We start from the raw sequence: 11,592 nt of genomic DNA, 5'->3' as shown, positions 1-11,592 counted from the left end.
TAAAAGTTTGAATGTACAATCCCTCCCGAACAGACCCGTGGGCTGATAGTGCGGATGGCGAAAAAATTTAACTGAATGTTTCAAGGTAATTAAAATTTATAGCTGTCCGTACCTTACGAACCAGGATTTAGCACCGTTCCACACCCGGGAGGTTGCTAGCGTTTCATTGAGCCTGATCTCTCCGCGCTTCTTTATAAATCAATCACCATTTCTTGGAATTGACGCTACAATCATAAATTCAATTTTTTAACATTCAAAGAATTCAAATAAAAAATGTTAGTAGCATGGTCTGATCGCGTAATAGATATACCGTGCAGAAATGAATGCATTGGCGGTTTGAAGGCGTCTTTCATTGATTTTAGGGTTAAATGTGCAGGGTGGTTGAAATGTAAAATTCTCTGTATTTTTAGCCATATGACGAAGAAGGTTTTTGTTCAGCCGCCGGTGAATTACACCGGGTTGAGAGTTTCAGATCCGGCAGCCGTATCAGGGGGAATCAGGGCGGTGAAGTCTTCTATGCACCATGTATTTAGCCAGGTGGGTGTTATGGAAGGAATTCGTACAATGGCTAAATTAAATCAGTTCGACGGATTTGATTGTCCGGGCTGTGCATGGCCTGATCCGGATGGTGACAGGGCCATTGTAGAGTTCTGTGAGAATGGAGCAAAAGCAGTGGCAGAGGAAGCTACCACTGCCAAAGCCGATCCACAATTTTTTAAAAAATATTCAGTGAGTGCGCTTTCTGCATGGTCGGATTATGAACTCGGAAAAAGCGGAAGGATCACTGAGCCGATGAAATTATCCCCTGGAAGTGATCACTATGAACCGATTTCCTGGCAAACAGCTTTCACGGAAATTGGAGAACATCTTAAAACTCTTCCATCTCCTGACCAGGCCATTTTCTATACCTCAGGGCGAACGAGCAATGAGGCGGCATTCATGTATCAGTTATTCGTACGTCAGTTTGGAACAAATAATCTTCCGGATTGCTCAAATATGTGTCATGAGTCCAGTGGGGCCGCACTTTCGGAAACCGTGGGGATCGGTAAAGGTTCTGTTACGCTCGAAGATTTTTATCGTACAGACCTGATTATTATCATCGGGCAAAATCCCGGAACGAATCACCCCAGGATGCTTACGGCCCTGGAAAAGGCAAAGGCTAATGGCGCAAAGATCATTGCGATAAACCCGTTAAGGGAGACCGGTTTATTAAAATTTAAGCATCCCCAGCATGTTGGTGATATGCTTGGGTCCGGAACAGAGATCACAGATTTATATCTTCAGATACGTGTAAATGCAGATGTAGCCTTATTGAAGGCACTCATGAAACTCTTACTGGAGAAAGAACGCGACCAGCCCGGTCAGATTCTGGATCGTGATTTTATTGAACAAAAGACTACAGGCTATTCCGATTTCCTGTCAGACCTCGAATCATATTCACTTCATGAGCTTATTGCGCAAACAAGTATCGGTGAGGACCTGGTAAGGAAGGCTGCAGATTTGATTGCTTCCAGTGAGAGAATTATTGCTTGTTGGGCGATGGGTCTTACTCAGCATAAGAATGCGGTAGATAATATCCGGGAAGTGGTCAATTTACTGCTGATGAAAGGCAGTATTGGAAAACCGGGTGCGGGAACCTGTCCTGTTCGCGGCCACAGTAATGTTCAGGGCGACCGGACCGTTGGCATCTGGGAATACCTGAAACCATCACTTCGCGAAAAATTGAAAGAGAATTTTAATTTCCAGCCACCTGAAGAGACAGGATTTGATACTATTGGCAGCATTGAGGCAATGCATCAGGGTAAAGTGAAATTTTTCATGGCCATGGGTGGTAATTTCCTCAGTGCATCACCGGATACTGAACTCACCGGTAAGGCTCTGATGAATTGTGATGTTACGGTGCATGTATCGACCAAACTAAACCGGAGTCACCTGTCCCATGGGCAAACTTCCTATATCTTGCCCTGCCTGGGAAGAACCGAAGCGGATATACAGAATGGCAGGCAACAATTCGTGTCGGTGGAAAACTCTACCGGAGTTGTTCATCAATCCCGCGGAAATAAGCGGCCTGTTTCGAATCATTTGAAGAGTGAGCCGGCCATTGTAGCCGGACTGGCCCTGGCAGCGCTGGGCGAACGTTCACAGGTCGACTGGCAAGCCTGGTCTGCTGATTATGACCTCATCAGGAATGCCATTGAAAAAACCATACCCGGGTTTGCCAGCTATAATGAACGTGTACGAAAGCCGGGCGGGTTTTACCTGCCCAATGGTGCCCGGGAAGGTGAATTCCATACCAGGGACAGCAAGGCGCATTTTACCGCCAATCAATTGCCGGCGCATCAAATGTCTGAAAATGAATTTATCATGATGACCATTCGGAGCCATGATCAGTTTAACACCACAATTTACGGATTGAATGACAGGTACCGCGGGATACACAATGAACGACGTATCGTACTTATAAACGAACAGGACATGCTCAAGCAGGGGTTTCGTTCCGGAGATAAAGTGGATATTATTAGTGAGTATGACCACATTGAAAGAAAAGCAGAGGGGTTTATCATCATTCCATATGACATCCCGGCAACCTGCATAGCTACCTATTTTCCGGAAGCAAATTCGGTGGTTCCCTACAATCATTTTGCCCACACGAGCAGAACTCCGATTTCAAAATCTGTTATTGTCCGCCTTATTCCTTCAGCTGCTTAGGGCCGAGTTCATCTTTTCCCGGATCTCCTTAAGGCAAAGATTTCCAATACTGCCTTCATGGGTATGGCTTAGATTTGAAATAGGCTTATAGGTTCCGTCGCCCACCTGCTTGCCCACAGTTTTGTAGGCATCACGAAATGTTGCCCCTTTCATAACCTCTTCATTTACATTTTCTACCGTATACATGTAGCGGTAACGTTCATCATTCGCGGCATTTTTGTTGATGATAACATGCTGAAGCATATATTCGGCCATATCAAGACAGGCTTTAAGCGAGTCTATGGATGGGAAGATGCTCTCTTTCAAAAGCTGATACTCCCGGTGATACCCGCTTGGCAGGTTGTTGGTGAGCATGGTTATTTCCGTGGGAGCTGCCTGAATGCGGTTACAACGTCCCCGTATAAGTTCCCAAACATCCGGGTTCTTCTTATGAGGCATGATGCTCGACCCGGTTGTAAGCTCGTCGGGAAATGAGAGGAAGCCGAAATTCTGACTGTTATACAGGCATACATCCATGGCCATACGTGCTATTGTGGATGCAACAGAGGCCATTGCCATTGCTACACTTCGCTCGAGTTTCCCGCGGCCCATTTGTGCCGCGACCACGTTATATTTCATTGTGGAGAATCCCAATTCACGTGTGGTCATGGAACGGTCGATAGGAAATGAACTCCCGTATCCGGCCGCTGATCCTAATGGATTCTGATCTGCGATGTGCTGAGCCGCTCGCAGGAAATAGATATCATCAATCAATGTTTCTGCATACGAACTGAACCATAATCCGAATGATGATGGCATAGCTACCTGCATATGCGTGTAACCGGGTATAATAATTTCTTTATGTTGATCGGCAAGCAACATAAGCCGGTCGAAGAGGTTCTTCACCAGCTCTGTGATATCCCTGAGTTCATCCTTAAAAAACAGATGGAGATCTACAAGAACCTGGTCATTCCTGGACCTGGCCGTATGGATCCGTTTTCCTGCATCTCCCAGTAATTCCGTTAGTAAGTATTCAATTTTACTATGAACATCTTCAAAATCATCCTCGATCAGAAAGTCACCAGACTGAATCAGTCCCTGAATTTGGTCCAGTGCCTGTTCAATTTCTGCTATCTCATCGTTTGAAATAAGGCCTTGTTTTGCGAGCATGCGCGCATGTGCCCGCGAGCCCTCGACATCATAGGTGGCCAGTTTAAGATCGTATATCCGATCATCTCCAACGGTAAACTGCTCTATCTTTTTTTCAATGCTGTAACCTTTATCCCAAAGCTTCATACTGTTATTTTAAAGTGTCTGTCAACATATCTAATAATCTGCGGTAATCGTTCAATCCCTGCTTCAGCTGTTCTGTAAAAATGAATTCATCAGCGGAATGTGATCGGGAAGAATCACCCGGGCCCATCTTGATGGTAGGAAAGCTCATTAATGCCTGATCCGAGAGAGTAGGGGAGCCAAACAGTTTGAAATTACACTTCCGTGCGGCGTTCACAAGCGGGTGATCCAGGGGAATAGATGAAGGGCGCAATCGCACCGACCTGGGCGTGACTTCCGCCTTCACGTTTGCCTGAATGATATCAAGTGTTTCCTCCAGCGTGTAAGCGTCGGTGGTACGTACATCCACGGTAAACCGGCAGCTGTCGGGCACAACATTGTGCTGGCTGCCTGCCTGGATCATGGTAACGTTCATATGCAGTGGACCAAGCATATCCGATACTTTGTCAAACGTGAAACCTTTAAACCATTCGATATCCGGAATGGCATGGTATATGGCATTTTCGCCTTCATTTCTTGCTGCATGCCCCGATATACCGCTACTCACACAATCAAGTACAAGAAGTCCTTTTTCAGCCACTGCCACTTCTCCTGAAGTTGGTTCACCTACTATTCCGAAATCAATTTTCGGCAGATGCTGAAGAAGCATCTCAATGCCATTGGGTCCTGAGATTTCCTCTTCAGCACTCGCGGCCAGAATGATATTGAATGGCAGGTCCTCAGCATCATAGTAATGGCAAAATGTAAAAATAAGACATACCAGCGCTCCTCCGGCATCATTACTGCCGAGACCGAATAACTTTCCATCCGCAAGAATTGGCTTAAAGGGATCATTCGTATAGCCTGAATTGGGCCGGACGGTGTCATGATGCGAATTAAGAAGCAGAGTGGGTTTCGCAGGTGAGAAGTGCTTATTTGCGGCAAAAATATTATTACGTACGGTGTTATAGGGAACATGCCGGTTATCAAAAAATGCCTTCAGGCATCTGAGTGTACCCGCTTCTTCCTTCGAGTACGAAGGAATCCGGATCAGATCACTCAGTAGTACGATGGCTGATTCAAGATCATTCATGCCTGATCAATTTTGTTCCGGTGGAATTATTCAATGCATGCCGGATTGTGACATCCACATCCTTATCAAACGCCTTGAATGCATTATCCAGTTTAGGAATCATCCCCTCGAAAATTTTACCTGCTGACTTCAATGACAAATACTCATTTTTGTCCAATTGTAATATAACTGATTTGTCGTTTTCAGCATCCCGTAACACACCCGGTTTTTCAAAGCACAGGTGTAAATGAACATTGAATTTTTCACTGAGGGCAATCGCTATGCCGGCAGCAAGGCTGTCGGCGTTCGTATTCAACAGGGATCCATGCATATCGTGCGTCAAGGCGCAAAAAACGGGTGTGATACCATTCTCAAGCAATCGGGATAATTGCCCGGTATTTACATCTTCTGTAACAAAATCGCCTACGAACCCATAATCCACCTGCGCATTTTCGCGTTTCCTGGCCTTAATCAGATTTAAATCTGCACCGGTTAATCCGAGCGCATTCACTTGAAGTGACTGTAATTGGGCCACAATGTTTTTGTTGATGAGTCCTGCGTAAACCATGGTAACGATCTCAAGGGTGGCGGCATCGGTTATTCGGCGCCCCTCGATCATTCTGGGTTCGACTCCCATCGTTCTGGAGAGTTCACTTGCTTTTTTCCCTCCACCATGGATCAACACCCGGGCCCCTTTTTCCTTACTGAAACTGTGCAGGAATTTCTGCAGTGAGACGGGATCATCGATGATATTTCCGCCAATTTTAATTACGGTAACATCGTTCATAGCTGATCAAGTATTGATTCCAGAACAGCTTGCGCAGCCCAGGTTCTGTTTCCAGCCTGCTGATAGATTATAGATTGATTATCCAGTACATCGTCTGATACCACCACGTTCCGGCGAACAGGCAGACAATGCATGAAGCGGGCATGATTGGTGACCTTCATTTTACTGCCATCGATAGTCCAGTCTTCCTGTACCGGAAGTATCTCTCCGTAATGATGATAGCTCGACCAGTTTTTCCCATAAATAATGTCGGCGTTCTCAAAGGCTTCCAGCTGATCATGAACAACAGGTACTCCCTGGATGAATTCATCAGCCAGTTCATATCCTTTAGGGCAGGCAAGTATGATCTCAGCATCAATTACCTTTACCCATTCAAGAAATGAATTTGAAACTGCCTGTGGCAGCGCCCGGGGATGCGGAGCCCACGACAGTACAACCTTGGGTTTTTGGATTCCAAGTTCGTTAATGGTTATCATGTCCGCCAGAGATTGAAGGGGGTGACGGATCGCAGACTCGAGGCTGATCACCGGAACTGTGGCATATTTCAGAACGGCCGATAATACCGCTTCGTCATAATCAGCCGAGCGGTCTTTGAGTCCGGGAAATGTACGTATACCTATGACATCCACATATTCACTGATCACACGGATTGCATCCTTGATATGTTCCTGGGCATCTCCTTTCATGACGGTGCCATCATTCATCTCCAGTTTCCAGCCCTCACTGTTCATATTCATAACCATTACCTGCATTCCAAGATTCATGGCTGCCTTCTGCGTGCTTAATCGTGTTCTGAGGCTCGGGTTCAGAAAAAGCAATCCCAGCACTTTTCGTTCTCCGACATTGGATGTGAAGGGATTTGCCTTTAATTCCAGTCCGCGCTTAATTAATGCTGCGGGATCTTTTACGTCACTCAGACGGGTGAATTGATTCATGCTTTTTATATTCATTGAGCACCGACTGCAATGCGGTGATTAATTTATCCAGTTCCTTTTTCCCTGCTGTAAGCGGCGGTAATAAACGGATGGTGTTGGGATTCACTGATGTTCCCGTGAGAATATGATGTTCACGGAATAGCTTTTCCCGCAGGGGACGGATTGCAAAGTCCATTTCCAAACCTATCATCAATCCTTTGCCGCGTACGGCCTTTACACCGGGTAAATTCAGCAGGGCGTCTATCCAGCGATTACCTTCATCACCGGCACGTTGAATGAGTTTTTCCGATTCAAGGACTTCAAGGACTGCCAGACCTGCTGCGCAGGCAAGATGATTTCCTCCGAAGGTCGTTCCCGACATCCCGTGCCAGGATTCAATTGAGGGGCTTATGAGTACACCTCCAATCGGAAATCCATTACCCATTCCTTTAGCTACTGTAATAATATCAGGCCGGATGTCGGCATACTGATGTGCAAAGAATTTTCCTGTTCGACCATATCCAGATTGTACCTCATCCAATATCAGCAATGCGCCATATTCCTGGGTCATTGCATGTAAATTTTTCAGGAAATTAGTTTCCGGAACGTATATACCTCCCAGTCCCTGAATTCCTTCAATGATAACAGCACAAACATCCTGTGTGCGAAATGCATTTTGCAATGCTTCGATATCATTCCAGGGGATGAAGATCACGTTATCAAAATCGTCCAGAGGTGAACGGTACTTTTCATTATCCGTTACTGAAAGGGTTCTTGAAGTTCTGCCATGAAAGGACCTCTCGAAGGCAATAATCGTCTTACCCGGATTTTGAAATGCGGCAATTTTGATGGCATTTTCATTCGCTTCGGCTCCTGAGTTGCAAAGAAAAAGCTGGTAGTTGTCGTAACCGCTTAGCTTCCCCAGCTTCGCTGCCAGATCAAGCTGAAGTGAGTTAATTACAGAGTTGGAATAGAATCCAATCTTCTTGAGCTGTTTCCTGATCCTTTTTACATAGTGCGGATGACAGTGACCAATGGAGATTACCGCATGTCCGCCGTACAGGTCGAGGTATTTTACGCCATTTTGATCATATACATAGCAATCCCGCCCTTTCACCAATTCAATTGGCAGTAGCGGATAAACATCAAACAGGTTCATTGTCTGGTTTTTTCATTTGGTTAATCCGTTCAAAGGAAGTAGCCAGTCCTTTTATAAGGGCTGAACTCAGACCATTGTGTTCCATCTCATTCAAACCGACGATCGTGCATCCCATCGGGGTAGTAACGCGATCAATCTCTTCTTCAGGATGTTTGCCGGTTCCGTTCAAAAGACTTGCAGCGCCAAGGCAGGTTTGCACCGCAATTTCCTTGGCATCATGTGCATCAAAACCCAGTTGTACACCGCCTTGCATTGTTGCCCTGATAAACCGCATCCAGAAGGCGATGCCACTTGCGCAAACCACGGTGGCGGCTTGCATCAGAGGTTCTTCTATCCACAGGGTTTTTCCAACACAGGCAAAGATATTTTCCACTTCTGTCTGAACCGATTCGGCCACACCGTTATGGGCCATACAGGTCATCGATTCACGGACTGATATAGCCGTATTGGGCATAGCCCGAATAATAGGAAACGGCCCGCCCGCGTACGATGATAATTGTTCTATTCCTACAGCAGTGATTACAGAAACAAGAATATGCCGATCGCTGTCGAGCACAGGGCGGAGTTCCTTGAGAAGATGCTCAATCTGATGCGGTTGTACACAAAGAAGGACAATATCCGCACCTGCTACAGCATATTTATTGTCAGAAGTAACTTCTACATTATCCGACTTCCAGGACTCAATGCTACGCGTGTTTCTCCGTGTAAGAAACAATTTTCTGTCGGCGAGAAATCCCGCCCGTTGTAAACCATCTGCAATCGCCAGACCGAGATTTCCAGCGCCGAGGATGGCAATATTCTTGAGTTTTTTCATTAGAAATAGGAAGCTTTAAGATTCAGCCCGGAGCTCTCATCAAGTCCGAACATTAAATTCATATTCTGTACTGCCTGACCGGAAGCTCCTTTGAGTAAATTATCTATCGCAGAAGTTACAAGTACCTGGCCTTTTTTAACAGTTACATTGATCATGCAATTATTTGTGTTTACCACCTGTTTCAGGTGTATTTCCCCGGAGGAAACATGCGTGAACGGAGCACCCTGATAGAAGTTATTATACAGATCAGTAATATCGGATTGGGTGCCGTCGTATTCGGTATAGGCAGTGATAAAGATCCCACGTGTAAAATTTCCGCGAACCGGCACAAAGAGGAGTTCCGGCAAATCGCCTTGTAATCCTTCCAGTGTTTCTCCTATCTCGTTAAGATGTTGATGGTCAAATACTTTATATAACGAAATATTGTTATTTCTCCAGCTGAAATGACTGGTCGGAGAAAGGGATTGTCCTGCCCCGGTTGATCCGGTGATTCCATTAATATGAATGGCTGATTTTACCAGGTTCTCACTGGCTAGTGGAAGTAGTGCAAGCTGTATGGCGGTGGCAAAGCAACCCGGATTGGCAATATAACTGGCCGCCGCTATTTCGGCTTTATTTATTTCCGGCAGTCCGTAAACGAAATCCCCGGCAGTTGCTTTTAATCTGAAGTCCTGACTGAGATCAATGACCTTGCCCGATACCTTATTGTTCTGCAGCCACTCCCTGCTTTTGCCGTGGCCCATACATAGAAATACCACGTCGGCATCCTGATCAATTTCTGCAGAAAAAATCATGTCACCGGTTATATCACCGTGTACTGTGGATACCCTTTTGCCCGCCTGACTTTCACTGACGGCGGATGTAATAATTGTATTTGGATGATATTGAAGCAGTCGTATCAGCTCTCCGCCGGTATATCCGGCGGCGCCAATGACAGCGGCTTTTATTGTTGAATCAGTCATTCGAAACGTCTTTGTTCACGGTGTGAAAAATCTTGGATGTATTGGCAAGGATCCGGGTAAATCCGCGAACATCTTCTCCGGACCACAATTTATTCATTTCTCCGTACGCACCGAAACTGGATGTCATTAAATCGTGTGGTGATTCAATTCCCTTGACATGAAAATGGTAGGGTCGCAGTTCGATGAAAACGTCTCCTGTAACTGTTTGCTGTGAGTCAGTCAGGAATGCCTCAATATTGCGCATGACAGGATCAAGGTACTGGGCCTCGTGTAGCATCATACCATACCAGTTGGCCAGTTGTTCTTTCCAGTATAACTGCCATTTGGTGAGTGTATGTTTTTCAAGGGCATGATGTCCCTTGATGATCAGCAACGGTGCAGCCGCTTCAAATCCTACCCGTCCCTTGATTCCGATGATGGTGTCACCCACATGTATATCCCGACCTATCGCATAAGGCCCTGCGATCCGGCTGATTTCCTTTATAGCTGAAACCGGATCCATCTTGCGGTCATTCACACCGCAGACTTCACCTTTTTTAAAAGATATCTTCAGGGTTGATATTTCAGTCTCTGTTAGCTGGGTTGGATAAGCCGATTCAGGTAAATCAGTGTTCGAAGTTAGGGTTTCAACACCACCCACACTGGTGCCCCAGAGCCCCTGGTTGATGGAGTAGCGTGATTTTTCCCAGGAAGACTCCACACCGTGTGATTTCAGGTAATCAATCTCCTCCTGGCGGGATAACTTCAGGTCCCGGATTGGAGTTAGAATTTTAACATCAGGGATCAAAACTTCAAAGATAAAATCAAACCGGACCTGATCGTTCCCTGCGCCAGTGCTACCATGTGCCACGTAGTCGGCGCCTTTTTCTTTTACATATTCAGCAACAGTCTCCGCCTGAATGGTTCGTTCCGCGCTTACCGAGAGCGGATAGCTGTGATTTTTCAGAATATTTCCGAATACCATGAAGCGAATTGCATCCTCGTAGAATTTTTGCTGAACGTCTACATTTCTATGCTCCTTTACGCCCAGGGAGTATGCACGCTTCTCGATTTCTTCCAGTTCTTCAGCCGAAAAACCACCAGTATTTACCAGGATGGAGTATATCTCCAGTCCTTTTTCATGAATCAGGTATTTTACGCAGTATGACGTATCCAGTCCGCCTGAAAACGCCAATACCACTTTTTCTTTACCATTTGAACTCATAATACGTAAGATTTGATTGTTGCTATTATTTTCTTCGTCGGTTTCCAGTTTTCTATGGACAGAAATCTCTTAAACCGCTGCCAGCGCTGCTCTTTTGTTACTTTTTCTGCCTGTGTCTTTGCCTTCTCAGGGTCGTACATCATGCCTGTACACAAGCAGTGTGAACGGTTTGTGCGGGTGAGAATATCAAAGTTCTTGCAACTCTGACATCCGTTCCAAAACGCCTCATCCGTTGTTAATTCCGAAAAGGTAACGGGTTTATATCCAAGTTCAGCATTGATTTTCATCACGGCCAGGCTGGTGGTAATACCAAAAATTCGAGCCTCGGGATATTTCTTGCGGCTTAGCTTGAAAATTTCCTCCTTGATCTTTTTACCCAGGCCCTGGCCCCGATAGTCGGGATGGACGATAAGACCTGAGTTGGCCACATACTTTTCATGGCTCCATGTCTCAATGTAGCAAAACCCTACGACCTGGTCGCCATCCATTGCGATTACAGCCTTGCCTTCCTCCATTTTTTTGGAGACATATTCAGGCGATCGCTTAGCAATTCCCGTTCCCCGCTGTTCAGCGGCAGTTTGCATGTATGTACAAATAGTTTCGGCGAAGTGAAGATGTTTTTCACTTGCAACCGTAATGACTAGATTCATTACAGAGTGTATTCAGTTAAATAGAAAGATTATAAAAGCTATTGCGCATGCAAAGGACGTACCTTCGCTA

At 45.7% G+C, this 11,592-nt stretch carries 10 protein-coding genes and 1 riboswitch; of the genes, 1 reads left to right on the top strand and 9 read right to left on the bottom strand.

Annotated elements, in window-relative coordinates; all coding sequences use genetic code 11:
- Positions 1-93: 93 nt before the first annotated feature.
- Positions 94-200: riboswitch (SAM riboswitch) on the bottom strand.
- Between the two features lie 214 nt (positions 201-414).
- Positions 415-2,709, top strand: coding sequence for an FdhF/YdeP family oxidoreductase (locus LDX50_RS21935; RefSeq protein ID WP_225698353.1), 2,295 nt, complete (start codon positions 415-417; stop codon positions 2,707-2,709).
- Here the strand turns inward: LDX50_RS21935 and argH are convergent.
- The 9 genes from argH to LDX50_RS21890 are packed head-to-tail and all read right to left on the bottom strand — an operon-like array spanning position 2,698 to position 11,522.
- Positions 2,698-3,984, bottom strand: a complete 1,287-nt coding sequence (gene argH, locus LDX50_RS21930) for an argininosuccinate lyase (RefSeq protein WP_225698352.1) — start codon at positions 3,982-3,984, stop codon at positions 2,698-2,700. The two genes, LDX50_RS21935 and argH, sit on opposite strands and share 12 nt — an antisense overlap.
- A gap of 4 nt (positions 3,985-3,988) precedes the next feature.
- Positions 3,989-5,053, bottom strand: coding sequence for a M20 family metallo-hydrolase (locus LDX50_RS21925; protein ID WP_225698351.1), 1,065 nt, complete (start codon positions 5,051-5,053; stop codon positions 3,989-3,991).
- Positions 5,046-5,819: an acetylglutamate kinase gene (argB, locus tag LDX50_RS21920; RefSeq protein ID WP_225698350.1), complete on the bottom strand. Its 774-nt coding sequence runs from the start codon at positions 5,817-5,819 to the stop codon at positions 5,046-5,048. Before argB ends, LDX50_RS21925 begins: the two co-directional genes overlap by 8 nt.
- Positions 5,816-6,754: an N-acetylornithine carbamoyltransferase gene (locus LDX50_RS21915; protein ID WP_225698349.1), complete on the bottom strand. Its 939-nt coding sequence runs from the start codon at positions 6,752-6,754 to the stop codon at positions 5,816-5,818. The genes argB and LDX50_RS21915 overlap by 4 nt, the downstream gene beginning before the upstream one ends.
- The gene (locus tag LDX50_RS21910) at positions 6,729-7,892 is read right to left on the bottom strand and encodes an aspartate aminotransferase family protein (protein ID WP_225698348.1); all 1,164 of its coding nucleotides are present in this window, start codon (positions 7,890-7,892) and stop codon (positions 6,729-6,731) included. Before LDX50_RS21910 ends, LDX50_RS21915 begins: the two co-directional genes overlap by 26 nt.
- Positions 7,879-8,706: a pyrroline-5-carboxylate reductase gene (gene proC / locus LDX50_RS21905; protein WP_225698347.1), complete on the bottom strand. Its 828-nt coding sequence runs from the start codon at positions 8,704-8,706 to the stop codon at positions 7,879-7,881. Before proC ends, LDX50_RS21910 begins: the two co-directional genes overlap by 14 nt.
- Positions 8,706-9,668, bottom strand: a complete 963-nt coding sequence (argC, locus tag LDX50_RS21900) for an N-acetyl-gamma-glutamyl-phosphate reductase (protein WP_225698346.1) — start codon at positions 9,666-9,668, stop codon at positions 8,706-8,708. The genes proC and argC overlap by 1 nt, the downstream gene beginning before the upstream one ends.
- Positions 9,661-10,872, bottom strand: coding sequence for an argininosuccinate synthase (locus LDX50_RS21895; RefSeq protein WP_225698345.1), 1,212 nt, complete (start codon positions 10,870-10,872; stop codon positions 9,661-9,663). The genes argC and LDX50_RS21895 overlap by 8 nt, the downstream gene beginning before the upstream one ends.
- A complete protein-coding gene (locus tag LDX50_RS21890; RefSeq protein ID WP_225698344.1) occupies positions 10,869-11,522 on the bottom strand; it encodes a GNAT family N-acetyltransferase in 654 nt (217 codons plus the stop codon). The genes LDX50_RS21895 and LDX50_RS21890 overlap by 4 nt, the downstream gene beginning before the upstream one ends.
- Positions 11,523-11,592 lie beyond the last annotated feature (70 nt).

The organism is Fulvivirga sedimenti (assembly GCF_020328055.1).
This window is presented reverse-complemented; position numbering and strand designations above follow the sequence as displayed.